This is a genomic window from Nitrosospira sp. TNL200 (genome assembly GCF_055386305.1).
Genome location: NZ_AP041003.1, coordinates 1,309,976 through 1,327,032, shown reverse-complemented (window position 1 = coordinate 1,327,032; position 17,057 = coordinate 1,309,976). Strand labels below are relative to the sequence as shown.

Annotated in this window: 15 protein-coding genes, 1 tRNA gene and 1 pseudogene; 7 read left to right on the top strand and 10 right to left on the bottom strand. The window is 52.8% G+C overall.

What is annotated here, in order from left to right; translation table 11 throughout:
• Positions 1 to 52 precede the first annotated feature (52 nt).
• On the top strand, positions 53 to 445 hold the full coding sequence (gene smbP, locus ACZ5CE_RS05900) for a small metal-binding protein SmbP (RefSeq protein WP_464576886.1): 393 nt from the start codon (positions 53 to 55) through the stop codon (positions 443 to 445).
• Between the two features lie 149 nt (positions 446 to 594).
• On the opposite strand, the gene ligD is transcribed toward smbP, so the two are convergent.
• Positions 595 to 3,147: a DNA ligase D gene (ligD, locus tag ACZ5CE_RS05895; protein WP_464576885.1), complete on the bottom strand. Its 2,553-nt coding sequence runs from the start codon at positions 3,145 to 3,147 to the stop codon at positions 595 to 597.
• A 14-nt stretch (positions 3,148 to 3,161) separates the two neighbouring features.
• A complete protein-coding gene (ku, locus tag ACZ5CE_RS05890; RefSeq protein ID WP_464576884.1) occupies positions 3,162 to 4,082 on the bottom strand; it encodes a non-homologous end joining protein Ku in 921 nt (306 codons plus the stop codon).
• Positions 4,083 to 4,393: 311 nt separating this feature from the next.
• On the opposite strand from ku, the gene ACZ5CE_RS05885 reads away from it, so the two are divergent.
• The 3 genes from ACZ5CE_RS05885 to ACZ5CE_RS05875 all read left to right on the top strand — a co-directional run bounded on the left by ACZ5CE_RS05885 (position 4,394) and on the right by ACZ5CE_RS05875 (position 7,463).
• Positions 4,394 to 4,621: a hypothetical protein gene (locus tag ACZ5CE_RS05885; protein WP_464576883.1), complete on the top strand. Its 228-nt coding sequence runs from the start codon at positions 4,394 to 4,396 to the stop codon at positions 4,619 to 4,621.
• Positions 4,622 to 4,699: 78 nt separating this feature from the next.
• Positions 4,700 to 5,197, top strand: coding sequence for a DUF2165 family protein (locus tag ACZ5CE_RS05880; protein ID WP_464576881.1), 498 nt, complete (start codon positions 4,700 to 4,702; stop codon positions 5,195 to 5,197).
• 541 nt (positions 5,198 to 5,738) lie between these two features.
• Positions 5,739 to 7,463 (top strand): ABC transporter ATP-binding protein, encoded by a 1,725-nt coding sequence (locus ACZ5CE_RS05875; RefSeq protein ID WP_464576880.1) that lies wholly within the window; start codon positions 5,739 to 5,741, stop codon positions 7,461 to 7,463.
• A gap of 152 nt (positions 7,464 to 7,615) precedes the next feature.
• Here ACZ5CE_RS05875 and lptF read toward each other — a convergent pair whose 3' ends face one another.
• Positions 7,616 to 8,713, bottom strand: a complete 1,098-nt coding sequence (gene lptF / locus ACZ5CE_RS05870; RefSeq protein ID WP_464576878.1) for an LPS export ABC transporter permease LptF — start codon at positions 8,711 to 8,713, stop codon at positions 7,616 to 7,618.
• Positions 8,714 to 9,062: 349 nt separating this feature from the next.
• Between lptF and ACZ5CE_RS05865 the strand changes: the two genes are divergently transcribed.
• Positions 9,063 to 9,290 carry a hypothetical protein gene (locus tag ACZ5CE_RS05865; RefSeq protein WP_464576877.1) on the top strand — a complete coding sequence of 76 codons (228 nt, stop codon included), beginning with the start codon at positions 9,063 to 9,065 and terminating at the stop codon, positions 9,288 to 9,290.
• A gap of 310 nt (positions 9,291 to 9,600) precedes the next feature.
• On the opposite strand, the pseudogene ACZ5CE_RS05860 reads toward ACZ5CE_RS05865, so the two are convergent.
• From ACZ5CE_RS05860 to ACZ5CE_RS05835, 6 genes and pseudogenes are all read right to left on the bottom strand, one after another.
• Positions 9,601 to 10,622: pseudogene (locus ACZ5CE_RS05860) on the bottom strand (IS481 family transposase).
• 364 nt (positions 10,623 to 10,986) lie between these two features.
• Complete coding sequence (locus ACZ5CE_RS05855; RefSeq protein WP_464576875.1) at positions 10,987 to 11,400, bottom strand: very short patch repair endonuclease; 414 nt, start codon at positions 11,398 to 11,400, stop codon at positions 10,987 to 10,989.
• On the bottom strand, positions 11,400 to 12,452 hold the full coding sequence (locus ACZ5CE_RS05850) for a DNA cytosine methyltransferase (RefSeq protein WP_464576873.1): 1,053 nt from the start codon (positions 12,450 to 12,452) through the stop codon (positions 11,400 to 11,402). Before ACZ5CE_RS05850 ends, ACZ5CE_RS05855 begins: the two co-directional genes overlap by 1 nt.
• Positions 12,449 to 13,165 (bottom strand): MAE_28990/MAE_18760 family HEPN-like nuclease, encoded by a 717-nt coding sequence (locus ACZ5CE_RS05845; protein WP_464576871.1) that lies wholly within the window; start codon positions 13,163 to 13,165, stop codon positions 12,449 to 12,451. The genes ACZ5CE_RS05850 and ACZ5CE_RS05845 overlap by 4 nt, the downstream gene beginning before the upstream one ends.
• On the bottom strand, positions 13,162 to 14,280 hold the full coding sequence (locus tag ACZ5CE_RS05840; protein ID WP_464576869.1) for a DUF262 domain-containing protein: 1,119 nt from the start codon (positions 14,278 to 14,280) through the stop codon (positions 13,162 to 13,164). The genes ACZ5CE_RS05845 and ACZ5CE_RS05840 overlap by 4 nt, the downstream gene beginning before the upstream one ends.
• Positions 14,281 to 14,416: 136 nt before the next feature.
• The gene (locus tag ACZ5CE_RS05835) at positions 14,417 to 14,707 is read right to left on the bottom strand and encodes a hypothetical protein (protein ID WP_464576868.1); all 291 of its coding nucleotides are present in this window, start codon (positions 14,705 to 14,707) and stop codon (positions 14,417 to 14,419) included.
• A gap of 203 nt (positions 14,708 to 14,910) precedes the next feature.
• On the opposite strand from ACZ5CE_RS05835, the gene ACZ5CE_RS05830 reads away from it, so the two are divergent.
• The gene (locus ACZ5CE_RS05830; protein WP_464576866.1) at positions 14,911 to 15,360 is read left to right on the top strand and encodes a tyrosine-type recombinase/integrase; all 450 of its coding nucleotides are present in this window, start codon (positions 14,911 to 14,913) and stop codon (positions 15,358 to 15,360) included.
• Positions 15,361 to 15,444: 84 nt separating this feature from the next.
• Here ACZ5CE_RS05830 and ACZ5CE_RS05825 read toward each other — a convergent pair.
• A tRNA-Met gene (locus ACZ5CE_RS05825) sits at positions 15,445 to 15,521 on the bottom strand.
• A 466-nt stretch (positions 15,522 to 15,987) separates the two neighbouring features.
• Between ACZ5CE_RS05825 and ACZ5CE_RS05820 the strand changes: the two genes are divergently transcribed.
• Positions 15,988 to 16,923 (top strand): response regulator, encoded by a 936-nt coding sequence (locus tag ACZ5CE_RS05820; RefSeq protein ID WP_464576865.1) that lies wholly within the window; start codon positions 15,988 to 15,990, stop codon positions 16,921 to 16,923.
• The last annotated feature ends 134 nt before the right edge of the window (positions 16,924 to 17,057 follow it).

The following is a 17,057-nucleotide window of genomic DNA, read 5'->3' as shown; positions in this document are numbered from 1 at the left end:
TGCCTATCGACCCCCTGCTTCACTCTATTCAAACTCGCACTTGAGACAAAATATGAAATTGAGATCAAACGGACATGCTTTTCTATTGACTCTGCTTGTCCTCGCTAATCCGGCCCTGTTGCATGCCGAAGAGGAGGATCACGAAAAAAAAGCGCTCAAACATCTGGAGAAAGCGATCCGTAGCGGAAAGGAAGGCAATATCAAAGGAATAAGCAATCATACGGAAGAAGGGAAAAAAGAGCTGATCGAAGCCAACAAGGAACATCCTTATACCAATCTCCAAAAACCCATATATGGAGAACATGAAAGGGCCGAACACGACAAGGAGGCTTTCGAGGAAATGGATGAGGCCATCGGCGAGGCCCAGGAGGGGCACGTGGAGGAAGCCGTCGAGGCGGTGGAGCGTGCATCGATACATTTGAAGGAAAAAATAGACTCGAAGTAATTCCTGTCATCCTTACCAGGAGATGACTGCGCGATATGAATTGTAGTAGTCGCGACTGTCGATTTCCGGTTGCATTCCGGTAGATTGCGGGACTATCGATTCCTGATCTCGACATGCATCAGGCTGAACGAGCACTCCAGCGTCGTCTTTTATTTCCCCGGCTTGAATCCGAGAATTTTCATGGCGGGCGATATGGACTGCTTGAGGGATTCATACTCCCGCCATGGTTCATTACCCTTGTCCAGCCGCTCATGTATATTGGAAACAGACCAGCGCGCGCCGCTCGTAAGTGATCCCAGCTCTTCCCAGGCCAGAGGCACCGAAACCCCCAACCCAGGCCGCGCGCGAATCGACCAGGCCGCTACTGTAGTAGCCCCGAATCCATTGCGGAGGTAATCGATGAAAATCTTTCCGACGCGATTGCGCGGTCCGCTTTTTGCCACGAAATGCTGGGGAATGGTTTCAGCCAGATGCCGAACGATGACTTGGGAAAAGTCTTTCACGCTATCCCAGCCGTTCAGCCTTTTTATCGGCACCACGACGTGCAGCCCTTTTCCGCCGCTGGTCTTGAGAAAGGACTCCAGTTCGAGCTGCTTCAGGAATATGCGGACTAGCTGCGCGGACTCCCGGATGCGCTCCCACTCGACCCCTTCCCCCGGATCCAGGTCGAAAGTCATTCTGTCGGGTTTATCGATCAGATCTTTTTTTGCATTCCAGGTATGAAATTCCAGCACGTTCATTTGCACTGCCCCTAATAGCCCTGCCGGGGCTGCAATCTCAAGCAGGGGTTGATGGCCTGGATCAAGATCTGGATCGAGTTGATTGACGCCGTCGATATGCTCCTTTTCCCAATGCTTCTGAAAAAACAGCTGGCCGGAAATGCCATCCGGCGCGCGCACGAGCGAAACCGGCCTTCCCTTGAGATGATCCAGCATCAAAGGGGCAACCAGTGCATAGTAGCGGACAACTTCGATCTTGGTCGTACCGCCGGAGGGGTCCACGACCCGCTCGGGATGGGTCACTTTCAATGATGAAGGAATCGCTGATGCTCCTTTCGGTCTTGCGGCCTGCGCTGCGGTCCCTGCGGCTGAGGAATTGCCTGGCGGCGGATGTACCGCCTTTTCGCGGCTCACCGCGGCCGGTTTCTTGTCTATCCTCAAACCTTGAAAAACCGAGTGCCGGATATGCCCGTGCCGCTTCCATTCGCCAAAGGAAATTTCGGCCACGAGCGCTGGCTTTACCCAATGCGCCTTCCTGTCGATCCCGGCTGCCATGTCGAAAGGGCTCCGGTCGACCGCAATCTTGCCCAGCTTTTCCTTCAAGTCGCGTAGCGCATTGTCGCTGAACCCGGTCCCTACATTGCCGGCATACCGGAGTTTTTTCTCTTCATCGTAAAAACCCAGCAAGAGAGAACCTATACCGGTTCTCGAGCCCTTTGGATCGGTATATCCTCCGATGACGAATTCCTGCCGCTGGCTGCATTTCAGCTTTATCCAGTCCTCCGACCGCCGCGAAACATAGGTGGAATTCTTGCGTTTGCCGATGACGCCTTCCAGTCCAAGGCGGCATGCCGAGGCGACGATATCCTCAGGCGGCGCCTCGAAAACATCGCTGAAACGCACGTCGTCAGAAACAGTTTTTTCGAACAGTTGTCTGAGCAGCGCTCTTCGTTCGATCAAAGGCACGGACCGCAGATCATAGCCGTCGCCAAATGGCATATCGAAAAGATAGTAGACGATATCCCGTGTTTTTTCGCTATCGAAGGCGTTCTGCAAGTCCTGGAAATCTGGTATGCCGCTATCATTCAACATCGTGATTTCGCCATCCAGCCATCCGGACTTCAGTTTCATTTTGCTTATCGCCTTCACCAGGTGCGGCAACTTATGGGACCAGTCGTTTCCGTTGCGGGTAATGAGACGAACCTCGGCGTCCGTTTTCCTGGCCAGCATGCGATATCCGTCGAACTTGATCTCGTAAACCCAGTTTGCCGGATTTCCCGGCGGCTCATCGACCAGGGTAGCCAGTTCAGGTTGCAGAGTGAGTGGCAGCGAGGCTTTAACCGCTCCTTCCGCGATTCCCGAAGAATTTCGCTTTAACCGTGGGTCGTCATTTTCCCGCAATTCCAGGTTTCCCTGAGATGCACGATTCTTCACGCTGTCAGGCATTTCGTCCACTACACTGAATTCACTCGCCAGGCGCACATACTCATCCTTTTCCTTGATGAGCAGCCAGGGTTCCTGTTTTTCTCCCTCCCTGTTTTTCATGCGCACCAGAGTCCATTTACCCTTGAGCTTCAGCCCGCGCAACTCGAACTTCAGCTTTCCGTCACGGTAGCCTTTATGAGGGTCTTCCAGGGGAATCCAGTAGCCCTTGTCCCAGATGATGACCTTTCCCGCGCCATACTGTCCCGCTGGAATCTGGCCCTCGAACCGGTTGTACGAAATCGGATGGTCTTCCACATGGACTGCCATCCTTTTGTCGTTGGGATCGAAACTGGGCCCCTTGGGAACCGCCCAGCTTTTCATTGCTCCTTCCAGCTCCAGCCTGAAGTCGTAATGCAAGCGGGTAGCCCAATGCTTCTGGATGACGAAGACCCGTTCATGTCGGCTCTTGCTTTCGCCTTGATCTTCTCCGCTTGGCTCCGTCGTCTTGGAGAAATCGCGCCTGGCCCTGTAGGTCTTAAGAAGATCTGCCTTGGACATATGCTCCTTTTACATCACGCGCGGCGCTTATGGCTGCCATCATGTCTGCCACTCCCCGCGTCCGTAGCGTTACCCGAGTGCGGCTTTGACGGGGCTTTGTCAGATGTTCTTTTCTGGCCTCCCTCGGTTTCTCTGCTTTTCAAGCTGCGCTGCAACAATTCGGTAAGATCAAGGATCTGCGCTCCGCGTGGGGATTCCCCCTCATCGGGCTGAACCACGGACTGGATGTCGCCGGTTTTGACCTTCTGGTTTACCAGCTTCATGATCTCATCCTTGAAAGAATCCTGGAATTGTTCCGGCTGCCACTTTCCACTCATATCGGTCACCAACTGCTCAGCCATCTTCAGTTCCTTCTCGGTGATGCCTGCTTCCTCCATTCCTTCCGCCGGGAAGCTTAGATTTTTCCAGGTGCGGATCTCATCCGCCCAGCGCAAAAGATTCAGAACGAGCATGGGACCCGATGGTACCAGCGCGGCAAGATGCTGCTTGGTCTGGATAACCACTCGCGCTACGCCTATGCGCTTCGTATTGAGAAGCGCTTCTCGCAGGAGTGCGTAAACCTTGCCGCCCTTGTTGATCGGAACGATATAATAAGGCCGCTCCAGATAAATTAAAGGAATGGCAGTCGCGGGGACGAACATCTCTATTTCTATCGTCTGCGTCGTTTTGGGATATGCCGCAGCAATCTCCTCTTGGCTCAGGACGACGTACTTTCTGTCCTCATATTCGATACCCTTGACGATATTCTCCTTGTCGATTTCCTTGCCCGTTTTTTTGTTGATGCGCCTGTAGCCCACCGGATCCATGGTCCGTTTGTCCAGCCAGTCGAAATTCAAGCCGCCTTCCACAGTGGCTGCGTGGAGCGCAACGGGTATATGCACCAAGCCAAAACTGATCGCTCCCTTCCATAGTGATCGGCTGCTTACGGTAGTCATGATGGCTCCTGTCCTGATATGCGCGGCCTTCCGCCTCTCTCCGGCTGGTCGGCTAGCCGGCTGATGTGGCAAAGTGGAAAAAACCGTATAAGTGTTTGTCTTGTTTGGACAGTCTAGGATTGGCTGCGGCCGCTGTATGTTCGATTGCACACAGATTGAGCCAAAGCTGATCCGTATACTCAGGAGGCTTGATCATCCGGCGGGATATGAGCGGAGGCATGAGCCGGTTAGGCCGGACGCAGCAACTTTTTTGATCGCGAAAATTTTTGATCCCCACCCCGGCTACCCGACTATTATGGAGCAAACCTTCCATGGATGATCTGTCTCTGCTGCAGTGGCCCGCAATGCTGGTGAATATCCTCTCGGTATGGCTACTGACGTTTCCGACCAAGCACATGCGCCATGCGGGATTCCTGCTTTCTCTCCTCAGCAACACCTTATGGGTGGCATGGGGATGGCATGCCCATGCACTCGCGGTTATCGTACTCCAGTTTGCGCTGGCCGCCCTCAACATCAGAGGTATCCGCAAAACTGATTAGAAGAAAAAATCCTACTGATCAGTTCCCGCCTTCTCAGGGAAGCGGGAGTGGACACCTCTCCCCGAGCAGGCTGAAAACATGGAAAAATGTCTATTGATCCGGGCAAGCAAGATTATTCTGGTAGCCGGCATCGGCTGCCTGGCCCTGCTGGTGGCAATCAGCAATGTTCTCGACTACGAATCCAATTTCCGATTCGTCCAGCATGTCATGTCGATGGATACGGTTTACCCGGGAAATGCCTTGAAATACCGGGCAATCGCCGAACCCGCGCTACACGCGCTATTCTATGTCATCATCATTTGTTCGGAATTTGCCACTGCCATATTCTGTCTTGTAGGCGCAGTGCGACTGCTCCAACAGGTCGGGAGTGATGCGCAGATCTTCAACCGCTCGAAGTCGCTATCCATACTGGGGCTGACCGTCGGCTTCGCCCTGTGGTTTTTTGGATTCATGGTAGTGGGCGGAGAATGGTTCTGCATGTGGCAGTCGCCCGAATGGAATGGACAGGAGTCGGCATTCCGTTTTGTCGCATGCATCCTTTTAGTGCTCATCTATACCGCGCAACGTGATGATTAGCCAATGCTCAACGAATGCCGCATACCGGTCTCACATCATTTCAGGAATCCAGGGTTTAAAACGTGCATGAAAACTTGGGCCTGTTAACATTTGTTTCGCGCCCACGTTTTTTGTGCGCAATCCGGAGGGATGGGACGGAATTTCACCCAACCCATCGTTACTCACCGCTTACAGAGCTTGCTCTGCTGCGCAGCTCGTGCCTTGTTTCGGCTGAAATCCGCTACCATCCTGGGTCGTGGGGCGCAAAACAAGTGTTGACCAGGCCCTTGTACGTTCTTCCCTCGTCATTTATCAGGCAAGCCGGATTATCCAGAGCGTCTGGCATCTATCCTGTTTGCATAACCACTATCCTCCATTCGGCTTCATTAGCCAGCAGGATAATGAATTCCCATTTTTCCCGCCTTCGAGAATAATCGGGCACTCAAGAAGCCCCCTGGACAAGTCTTCCACGGGTTGTATATGCCGATAAAATCGGTGTTCTTTAAGAACTATGCCTGATTTTGAGATATGATTGGCGGGGATAATTCCAGAAATTCCGGTCATGCGAACTCTGATCACCTATTGCATGCTCTATCCCCGGCGTACCGCTTATGTGCTGATCGCCCTGCTGGCGGCAGGCGTCGCCGAAGGACTCAGCCTCACGGCCTTGCTTCCATTGCTTTCGGTTGCCGTCGGCAGCCCCGAAGACTCCGATATCGGGCGGCAAATCGTGAAAGTACTTAATGACGTAGGCATTGAACCCACGATCGGCGCCATGCTGTTGGTAATCGTGGGCGGCATGATCCTGAAAAGCATCATACTGCTGGTGGCGAACAGGCAGGTTGGCTACACCGTCGCGCATGTTGCGACCTCGCTGCGCCTCGAACTCATCGGGGCGCTTCTGGCAAGCCGGTGGCAATATTATTTGCGCCAGCCCATGGGGTCGCTCGCCAATTCCATTGCCACTGAAGCCAATCGGGCCGCCAATGGGTATGAGCATTGCGCCACCGTACTTGCGTTGTCGGTACAGGCGCTGGTTTATGGAACGGTTGCCATGTTCATTTCCTGGGAGGCGACCCTTTCCTCTTTTACCGTCGGTTTCCTCATGCTGCAGATATTGAGCAGCCTGATACGCGCCACCCGCCGCGCTGGCGCGAAACAGACCCACCTGTTGCGCCATTTGCTGACCTATCTTTCCGATATTCTTGGCTCGGTCAAATCGCTCAAGGCCATGGCACGCGACAATGTCGCCGACGCGATTCTGCGGGACCAGACCAAGCAGCTCGAAAAAGCCACCCGGCGCGAGGTCATGAGCAGGGAAGCGCTCTTGGCGCTGCAGGAACCCATTCTCGCCATCCTGATGGCTTCGGGATTGTATATAGCGCTGGTGATGTGGGAACTTACCCTTCCCTCAGTAATGGTCATTGCATTTTTGCTGGTGCGCATGCTTGGGTTGCTCAACAAGATACAGCGGCGGTACCAGCAACTGACAGCACAGGAAAGCGCGTACTGGGCCTTGCGAACATCGATCGAAGAAGCACGCGCGGCGGCTGAACGAAACACCGGCTCCCGCCGGCCTACGCTGAAAAGCGGGATCAGCCTGCGGCATATCCACTTCGATTACGGAACCAAAACGATATTCAAGGGCCTGGACCTTGAAATACCGGTGCGATCGTTCACCACGATTTCCGGAAGCTCGGGCGTTGGCAAAAGCACGCTGCTGGATTTACTGTGCGGTCTCGCCGAGCCTAAATCCGGCGAGATTTTCATTGATGGTATTTCGATGCGTGAAATTCATCCGCGCGACTGGCGGCACATGATAGGCTACGTATCGCAGGAAACGATATTGCTGCACGACACCATTCTCAGCAATATCCTCGTGGGTGCTCCGGCCCTGGGATATGCCGATGCCGAAAGAGCCCTGCGGCAGGCTGGCGCATGGGATTTCGTCAACGCGCTCCCTGACGGATTGCATACAATCGTCGGCGAACGCGGCGGCCTTCTTTCCGGTGGCCAGCGCCAACGCATCGCAATCGCCAGGGCACTGGCCCACCAACCCCAGTTTTTACTTCTCGACGAGCCGACAAGCTCGCTGGATCCGGAAAGCGAGCGAATAGTTTGCGAAACCTTGCAGGAGCTGGCGAAGAATCTTACCGTCATCGCCGTATCGCACCAGCCTGCGCTCATCAACGCGGCTGACACGATATATGCGCTCTCGAAAGGCAAGGCGGAACGGGTGCGATATCCGAGCATCCTGGAGAATGGCGCTCATCCTGCTGCCACCTGAACAGGGCAGCCTACTCCCCTCGCTGCCAGGTGACACGGATAGGATATTCAATGGCGAAGCGGCATCGGTACCACGATACCGCCCGTGCGTCCTCCGCATCTCGACGTTGCTGCGTCGTCGCCGCCTTCCGGGCTTTCAGATGCTCTTTCAGATCAGATGCCCACGGGATCGGCCGCGCGCTTCAACCGCCCCGTCCGGGGGAGCAGCAGGAAAAGCACGATGATGAGCATGAGGCCATGCAGCCACCAGAGACCCGGGACACGCCCCACGTCGCCGCGCAAAACCCAGTTCTGCGCCAGCACGCTCAGAGCATAATAGAGGGAAGAAACGCCGGCAGCGACCAGATAGGTCCTGGTACTCTTGTCCTGGCGCGGGGAAACGCGACTTAGCGGAACGGCGATCAGGGCCAGCAGGATAGTAGCCACCGGACGCGAAAGCCGCCATTGGAACTCGGCGATATCCTTTGGCCGGTCCGATAGCGATAATGCCGCGGTAGTCGTTGCTTTGCGATTGATTTCCGCAACCACCTTGTTATCGGTGAAATAGATCAGTTTTTCAAACTTCACGATGGTGTCTTTTTCGCCGGGCGAGCTCATGAGCTGGTAGATATAGCCATCGTAAAGATGGATCTGGGGCCGCTGGTCCACTACGGGCGGCTGCTGACGAGCCTCCTTGGCAACGATGATCTCGCTCCTGTCGGATTTTCTCATATAGTGGAATACGCCCTCCATCTGTTTGGCGGGATCACCCTTCGACTTCGATTCGATATAGATCACCCTGCCGCTACCCTCGCTGCCATAGAAACGTCCGGCCTGGAACCGGTCCGTATTCAACTCTCCCTCGGCCTGGGAGTTCAGGCTATAGCTTTCCTTGTAGGCCCATGGACGCACATAGATCGACAGCACTCCGCTGACGATCCCCACGGGGATGACGATCAGAAGCACGGCATATATCAGGCGCTTCTCGCTGACCCCAGCGGAGCGCAATACGATGATTTCCTGGTCCCGATGCAACCTGCTCAACGCCATGACGATGGCGATATAGATGGCGATGGGCATCACCACTTCGAGAGCGATGAGCGTCTTGAGCAGCAGCAGCTTTACCATGACGACGACGCCGAGCGTATTCGTCACTCCTTCGGCCAACAAACGGGCACTGATGAAACTTCCATACAGACCCATGAAAGTGACGCTTACCACCATGAACGGCCTTAACAACTCACGAGCGATATAACGTTCAATTATTTTCACGTAGTGCCCTGCACGAGGGTTAATCTCAGAAATATTTCACCGATATGGCAGGAAGCTCGTTCGAGTGCGACCGGGGGTGGTTATTGTAACCATTCGCCTCCACCTTAGGCCGGAAAGAACCAAAAAAACCATTACGGAAAATGGAGAAACGAGGAAAATAAACTACCCCCCAAGCCGGCTCACTGCATGCGTTAAATTATGGGAACCCTTTATGGGAACCCTATTTTCGGGGACGCCAACCAAGCCTGGGGCGCTGGAGAAGGAAACAATGCCGGAAGCAGGGGCAAGAATCGTGCAGCATCCGATTAACCAAGCCAAGTCAAGTCAAGTCAAGTCAAGAGGAAATAATATGAGAGCAACCAGAAGCTACAAAATCATCTTCGCCAATAATCAGGGGTCGTTTGCGGTAAACGCGCTCTCCCTTGCCTGCGACGGCTCGTGGCGGGATGCGGTCCAGCGCTACAACGGCAAGCATGATCTGGCGTTTATCGACGTGGAAGAAGAGAACGTGGCGCATCTGGAGGAAATGCTGGAGCAGGACGACAATGTTCTCTCCTATTTATGTATGGATCATTAAACCCAAATCCAGCTGTTGATCGCTCACTTCCAGTTTAAGGCTATGATCTATAAAGACTTTCAACGGTATTCGACGTTCACTTAAATGGTGAGTTCGCTACAGGGCGGATTCAGGTTAAAAAGAATCCGCGAAACCCGGCAATTCGCTCGGGCTGACGGAGCCCGGTTCGGGCTACTCCTGCACGCGACGGAATGCTCGGTGTGCATGCGGAAGAGCGGGCAACAACGCAAGACTTGGTCCAGCGCATCACGACTGTAGTAGTTGAGACTTCATCTGACAGTTACCCAATTTGACTTGGTGCGGTGTCAGATCAGATTTGGCTGTTCAGTGATGTGATTTTATCGTTCCAAACCTCCTTTGCGTCAATCAATATTTGCATGGGTGTGCGGCCGCAACACATCCTGCCCTGATGGGTGCGAGCCTCGTTGTAATAGCGCAACCAGTCATCCAGATCGATTTGCAACTCCTCGATTGACCCGGTATATCTTGCGCGGCCCGCCACCTGGTAGAACTCTTGCAGGATGGTCTTGTGGAAGCGCTCACAGATGCCGTTGGTCTGCGGGTGATTGGCTTTGGTCCGGGTATGCTCGATGTCGTTGATCGCCAGGTAGAGCTGGTAATCATGGGTTTCTGGCTTTCCGCAATACTCGGTCCCGCGATCAGTCACACACGGATCAGGCCCATGCCTTGCCCTGCGAAGAAGGGCAATACCTGATCATTGAGCAGATCGGCTGCCGTGATCGGCGTTTTGGTCGTATAGAGCTTGGCCGCCGCCCACTTGGAGTAGGCATCGACGAAGGTCTGCTGATAGATCCAGCCCACACCCTTGATCGTTCCCACATAGAAAGTGTCCTGGCTGCCAAGGTAGCCTGGATGCGCGGTTTCAATCTCGCCATGGGCCGCATCATCGTCCTGCTTCTTCTCCAGGGCACAAACCTGCACTTCGGTCAGCACTTCGCCGGTTTGCGCAACATGGCGTTCCAGGGCTGCCAGCCGCTTCCTGAATGATTCCAGATCGTGCCGCAGCCAGACTGAACGAACTCCTGAGGGCGAAATGAAGATGTCGCCTTTGCGCAGCTTGTTGGATACCCATACCTGCCCGAACGCAGGCTGCTCAATGGCAAATGCAGCCACTGCCATCTCCGCCGCTTCTTCAACCTCATTCCTGGGGTTGGGCTTTTTCCGGTTGGCATCGATCAGGGCATCGAGTCCGCCTGATTCCATCGCCGATTGATAGCGATAAAAGGCATCGTGGGAAAAGCCCATTACCCTGCAGGCGCGCGATACATTGCCAAGCTCGGCTGCCAGATTATCAAGGAGGCCCTTTAATATCCTTGTATCAGCCTTATGGAAATCAGTAACTTATAGCTAAATTGGTCGTTGGTATTTTTGGGCCGGATTAATAAGCAAACCTACCTTGTGTTTGATAACATTCTGTTGAAAACTACTGATGGGGTTACTCCTTTGCGCTTGCGCGCTCAATTGATAAAGATTTCGCAACCTCTATCAAACCGGGTAACCCCGCCTTTGGCAAGGCCCTACTGTCATAGATGGTCGCCCCGGTTTGTCAAGCATTCAGTCAATGACGGTAAGAAGGTAAAGACTGCAGTCATAGATCCGGACTTTCTTTGAGGCAAGGCCTCTGTCCCTGATGGAATATGCTGACTGGCTCCTCTAACAGATTAAATCGGAACTACTACAAATCAAGAAATGCCTTCAATTTCTCAGAAAGTGTTTCAGAATTTCTAGTTTCGCACTCCCAGACAACCAAATAGTCCCATCCAAGATCTTTAATCTCGTCTTGAACCCTCTGATCCCGAGCCTGATTTACCAAAAATTTCGCATCCCAAAACTCATTACGCGTCTTAGGGGTGGTGGTTTGTCGACAGCCCAGATGCCGGTGCCAAAAACATCCATGGACAAAGATCGCTTTCCGCCGCGGACGAAAAACGATATCCGGCCGACCTGGAAGCTCCTTTGCTTGCAGACGAAAGCGATATCCCAAGGCATGCAGAACCCTGCGAACAGTTATTTCCGGTTTGGTGTCCCTTGGTCCGATTCGGCCCATGAGAGCCGATCGTTTCGGTTCAATCGGCGGATCATTGATCACTAGATTTCGCCGTGAGTTTTCACATGCTCGACCAATATCTCGCCAATATACTCGCCCAAAAGAACCGGCACCGCGTTTCCGATCATCCTTCCAAGCGTACTAAAACTTATGGGCGCACCTTCAGGAACGAAGGCGTAGTCCTTCGGGAAGCTTTGAATCATTGCAGCTTCTCGCAAGCTGATTGCGCGATCTTGCTGCGGATGACCGAACCTGCCATTTCCGAACCCGTAGCATTGTGTCGTCATGGTGGGTGCGGGCTTATCCCACTCCATTCGCCCATAAACCGATGGATAGGTTGATCCGGTATCGCGCGCATGACAAGCCGAAACGAGTTCCTTCGGCCAATCCCTCCACGTTCCTCCCGGCTTCGAGTGACGCATACGAGCGAGATTCAAGTCACTGAGAGATGCCGACGCATGAAGAGGGTCGCTCGGATCCGAAGCACCCGCTACGAGCGCCGGCAAATCCCCAATTACATCTCTTACCGTAACTGGCGGCTTCTCCGCGTCGGGAATTGAGATTGGGCCGAGCAGGGAAGCCACGAGGACAAGGCGCTGCCGCCTTTGTGGCAAACCGATATCACGGCCGTCTACTACCCTGAAGTCGATATTGTAACCTGCACCCTCTAGATCGGCGACAAAATCCTTGAAAATTTGCTGCTTACAAAGTGGCGGGACATTTTCCATCGTTACCAGCGTAGGACGAACGGCTAGGACGAGCTTGGAAAACGATGAAAGAAGTTCCCAATCTTCGTGCGGCTCCTCGTGTTTAGCGGACTGGGCATAGGATGAAAACGGCTGGCACGGGGCGCAACCTGCAAGCAAAGTGATCTTCGAGCCATTAAATACTTTTTGAATATCAGATGGCATGAGTTTGCCAATATCTGCTTCGAGAAACTTTGCAGCATTATTGGCTTCCATCGGAAAACGACAGGCAGGGTCGAGATCGACGCCGAGCTGGATCTTGATGCCTGCCCTCATCAATCCGTGAGTCAGTCCTCCAACACCGCAAAAGAGGTCAATCGCTACGATTTGGCTTTCGGCGCCGCTCATGCCGCCAACTCTTCGGCCGTGAGGTATTCCTTATTACTTAGAAACGCCTCATATGATTCGGTCACCGCCTTCAGGAAAGGCAGAACCCTGTCGGCTAGCTTAGAAAGCTCATCCAACGTCAGATCATGTGCACCTTCTTCAAAAGTAGTTTGTCCGTGGGCGATATCGTTTCTTCGGCGTGATAAATACTTCAGAGCAGTCGTCTCGTCCCGATATATGCGCTCATACGCCGCACGCTTGATCTCATCCGACAAAACGAGTTTGCATCCGAGACGTTCCGCTACCTTTTTGATCGCTTCATCATCCCAACTTCCAGGTTCGCCTTTAACGACGAAAGCATCTAGAGCTTCGCCGGATACCAATACCCCGCTCACACGCGTCAGCCGCGTAATGGCTCCTTCGCCAACACGTTCCTCACCACCCCATATCGCAGCGCGTACCCATTCCTTCAGTACGGCTTCAGTCCACCGCTTCGGCTGCTCCGTTACGACTGTTTTGCCAACCACCACCATAGTTCGTGTAGCAACAGCTTCCACGATATTGTATAAGTGTATGAGTAAGCCGGACTTTAAGGTATTGACGTGCCTAATCTCGACTTGAGTATCCTTTTCATCCACGGCTTCGTCAACGCGAGCCTCAAGCAAGCGCGCTACAGAAAGGTGACGAGCGAATTCAGATTCCCGATCTGCGAGGTAGGCTAAAATGTCTTTCATTGCTGCAGCAACCAGTCTCGCACCAATTTTATTCGCCCCAACAGCTTGCTCTTCACATTGGCAGCATCAGATTTCGTCGCCGCTGCAAATTTGCTAGAATCCAAAAGCGGGGTGATATCAGGCGCGCGTTCGAAAAGGGTCGGATCGGCCCGCAGTGCGAGGGCAGAGCCAACCGCAATCGCTTCGAATCTGACGCGCGGAACTTGGTTGCCTGTCTCCGATTTCGTAAACCCATGAGGCGATATCTTTTCCACGAAGGAAAGTACCTTCTCGAATTCCACCTTCATTGCATCAATGGTCGGAGAAACGCTGGTCTGTTCAATCTCTGAAGCAGTCCGTTCATTCATTTCCTTGACGAACGAAAAATAGAACCGGCGAGGCTCTTCCTTGTAATTCGATATATCGCCATCACCATTTGCCAAAGCGGAATCGAAACTATTAAGATATGCAAAGAAACGTGTCACCAGTTCTTCGCGTTCACGCTTGTCGATGAGCGGCTGACTGATCGGAGTCAATTTAATGAACTCCGGCTCAACCGCGAGATCAACGATCAGATTCATGAAATGACCAGGGAGGCTACCTCGACGGATCTCTGCATCGTTCGCCGTCGTGCCACCCGTATTGATGCGTGCAAACATTTCGGTTCGCGTCTCCGCATCGGTAGTGTTGTCGAGAATGATTACCCGGATGGCAGTTTCCGCAAATTTAAGCTGTCGCGATACTAAAAAATCCATATAGCGCGACCCGTTTGCCGCCGGAATTGACTCTAAATCCCGCAAGGCAAATTTGTTCGCCATAAAATCCCTGATGGTACGCAAACGCTGCGAGCCATCTACAATTTCCATACGGCCATCCTTGTCTTGCCAAAAAAAGACAAATGGGATCGGCAGACCCATAAAAACAGACTCAATAAACTTCGACTGCTTAGTAGGACTCCATACCAACTCCCGCTGATAGCCCGGCACATAATATCGATCGGAATTCAACTTCTGAACAATAAACTCAAAGGAATACTCCGTCACCGTGAACTTCACGGTACGTGAATATTCCATAATTTGCTTTTCCGCTTCCTCAACGCGCGCAGAGTCCGGGAGCTTTCGCGTCGCCTTTTTCATCGTCCTCTCCCAATATTTAACCTGCTTAGATAAAGAATATCCTCTAACGAAGATTCTAGAGTTTCTCGTCCATATTGCTTCTCGCTCCCCCTAGAGTGCACAGATAGCGTTTCGCCACCGCGAAGTACCGCCCCAATCATTTACTCAACTCCAATACACCTTGTGGATTTCCAGCAAACTTGCCAGGTTTGGATGCCCCACGCGGTCTCTTTTTACCGGGCTCAAGGCGTGCAAAGACAGGATCGAAATCTATATCGTGACTCGACATCTCCGCGAGAAGACTTGCAATTATCGCCAGATGATCAGGCACCTCCCCTTGCTTTTTGTTATTTGAAATTGAGTTCGGCTGCATATTCATAAGATCCGCGAAGCGCCGGATACTCAGTCCCGCCTTACTAAGCTCGGCGATGAAATCGTCATAATTCATAGCGAAAGTCACCCATATTTTAATGAGTTTAACACATAAAAATATGTGTGTGCAATGCCTATTTCGCCGGGCAGACGCCCCCTTCCCGCACGTCTCGCCATGGCGAGCTCGCGCTCCGTGACGATGAATCACCTCAACATCAGCGCGATGGGCCTGACGGGATCGACGATTGGCTGGCCGGTTTCGCGGTCGCGTTCTGATTCATGCTTCCAAGGGTATGGAAGGCAAAAACGCTTGCATCCAAGGAAATCGAGGTACCCAAAACCAAGAAGTCAGTTCGCTTCGTTAAATTGCTTGAGCCGGCCTATCAAGCCTTGATCGCCCAGAAGCAGCACACATTCTTAGCTGGCAAGGAAGTATTCCAACATCCGAACTTGTTGCAGAGGTGGACCGGAGACAAGCAGATGCATGAGAGTTTTTGGCGACCTACCTTGGAGAAGGCGAAAGTAAGATATAGGCGACCGTATCAGACCAGGCATACGTACGCCAGCATGATGCTATCGGTAGGCGAACCTCTTGCCTGGGTGGCCGCTCAACTCGGCCATACGGACACAAAGATGGTTGAGGAAAGGTACGGGAAGTTTATGCCTGAAGCAATGCCTGATGCAGGATCAAAAGCCGTTTCAGTATTTTTCAGCGTGACAAAGGCATAGAAAAAATGCTGGCAAAATAGCACCAAAACAGACCATTTCCAGACCCATTCTATTTCTAATACTCTTTATAAATCAATAGCTTGTTGGTTGCGGGGGCAGGATTTGAACCTACGACCTTCGGGTTATGAGCCCGACGAGCTGCCAGACTGCTCCACCCCGCGATTCGCATTTTAGCAAAATGCCCGCATTGGCGTCAAAGATTTTCCTGCGGATCAATCAGCAAAGATCATTGACATGGCAACGAAACCCATCCAGGCCGGCATCGCCTGGAATACCCGATAAAAATGATCAAAAATCACGCTTATGAGATATAGCGCACAGAGCAGATCTGGTTTTGGTCTCTAAAATAAAAAGATAAAAAGTAAACGCCGAGAGATTCAAGGAACTCAAGTCTTGACAGCTCTACTCATGTTTCGCGGATACATTTCGAGTGAAATCGCTTGACGGATTTCCTCCCGGATGCATGCAGCTCTGCGAATGGCGCTCCCACCCCCTTCCGCATATGACAACGCCGAAACCAGGATAAACGAGGCCCGCGCGGCTCACCATTACTGGCCTGTACACTTCCCGGTTTCACTGATGCAGGTCAGCCGCATCAGCGAAAAGGAAACGGCATGCTTATAGGACATGATTACTGAGACAGAAATTCGAAGCGCAAAAATATTGATTGTGGATGACCAGGAATCCAATATTCTACTCCTGGAACACATGCTGGCCGTCGCGCAGTACACATCGATTTCCTCGACGACGCATCCCGAAGAGGTCTATGAATTGCACCGCCAGAATAACTACGACCTGATCCTGCTGGATTTGATGATGGCAGGCATGAACGGATTTCAGGTACTGAAAGCACTCAAGGAAATTGAGAAGGATGGATATCTCTCGGTACTGGTGATCACGGCAAATCCGGCATCCAAGCTGCACGCGCTCGAGGCGGGTGCAAGGGATTTCATCAGCAAGCCGTTTGACGTGACCGAAGTATTGGCGCGCGTTCGGAACCTGCTTGAAGTGCGTCTCCTGCATCAGCAGGCATACAGCTATGCCAAATCGCAGGAGTTCATGGCGCTGCATGACCCACTAACCGGTCTCGCGAACCGGCGGCTGCTTACGGAAAGGGTTTCCCAGGCCATTATCCATGCAAAAAGGAACAAGACCAGCATGGCGGTCGTTTACCTGGATCTGGATGGCTTCAGGCAAATCAATAATACCCTGGGCCATGACCTGGGAGATCTGCTGCTGAAAACCGTTGCCGCAAGGCTGGTGATGGCGGTGCGGCAGGAAGATACCGTGGCGCGCCTGGGAGGGGATGAATTTGTGGTGGCGATGCCTCACGTAAACGGCGCAGGCGGGGTATCGCTTGCGGCGGAAAAAATAATCCAATCGTTGTCGGAGCCCTATGCCATGGGGGGACATGAGGTCAGGGTAACGGGCAGCGCAGGCATAGGCCTTTTTCCCGATAGCGGGGCCGATGTTAAAACATTGCTCAAGAATGCGGATATGGCGCTGCTGAAAGCCAAGCAGGCAGGCAAAAATACTTATTTCATCGCGGAATGCACGAAATAGAATCTGGAATCGCGCGAAATACAGGAGCAAAACGGAAGAACCGGATGCGAGCGTTGCCAGCCGCATGATGGCAACTGCATATCGGTAAAATATTAGTTGCTTTGATATCTCATCCATTAGAATCAGACAAGCTG

What these genes read in the sequence shown, in the direction of transcription:
- ACZ5CE_RS05830 (WP_464576866.1), top strand. Translation starts at nt 14,911, where the DNA reads ATGCTTCCAAGGGTATGGAAGGCAAAAACGCTTGCATCCAAGGAAATC.
- ACZ5CE_RS05845 (WP_464576871.1), bottom strand. Translation starts at nt 13,165, where the DNA reads ATGAAAGACATTTTAGCCTACCTCGCAGATCGGGAATCTGAATTCGCT.
- ku (WP_464576884.1), bottom strand. Translation starts at nt 4,082, where the DNA reads ATGACTACCGTAAGCAGCCGATCACTATGGAAGGGAGCGATCAGTTTT.
- ACZ5CE_RS05850 (WP_464576873.1), bottom strand. Translation starts at nt 12,452, where the DNA reads ATGAGCGGCGCCGAAAGCCAAATCGTAGCGATTGACCTCTTTTGCGGT.
- ACZ5CE_RS05835 (WP_464576868.1), bottom strand. Translation starts at nt 14,707, where the DNA reads ATGAATTATGACGATTTCATCGCCGAGCTTAGTAAGGCGGGACTGAGT.
- ACZ5CE_RS05820 (WP_464576865.1), top strand. Translation starts at nt 15,988, where the DNA reads ATGATTACTGAGACAGAAATTCGAAGCGCAAAAATATTGATTGTGGAT.
- ACZ5CE_RS05880 (WP_464576881.1), top strand. Translation starts at nt 4,700, where the DNA reads ATGGAAAAATGTCTATTGATCCGGGCAAGCAAGATTATTCTGGTAGCC.
- smbP (WP_464576886.1), top strand. Translation starts at nt 53, where the DNA reads ATGAAATTGAGATCAAACGGACATGCTTTTCTATTGACTCTGCTTGTC.
- ACZ5CE_RS05840 (WP_464576869.1), bottom strand. Translation starts at nt 14,280, where the DNA reads ATGAAAAAGGCGACGCGAAAGCTCCCGGACTCTGCGCGCGTTGAGGAA.
- ACZ5CE_RS05875 (WP_464576880.1), top strand. Translation starts at nt 5,739, where the DNA reads ATGCGAACTCTGATCACCTATTGCATGCTCTATCCCCGGCGTACCGCT.
- ligD (WP_464576885.1), bottom strand. Translation starts at nt 3,147, where the DNA reads ATGTCCAAGGCAGATCTTCTTAAGACCTACAGGGCCAGGCGCGATTTC.
- ACZ5CE_RS05865 (WP_464576877.1), top strand. Translation starts at nt 9,063, where the DNA reads ATGAGAGCAACCAGAAGCTACAAAATCATCTTCGCCAATAATCAGGGG.
- ACZ5CE_RS05885 (WP_464576883.1), top strand. Translation starts at nt 4,394, where the DNA reads ATGGATGATCTGTCTCTGCTGCAGTGGCCCGCAATGCTGGTGAATATC.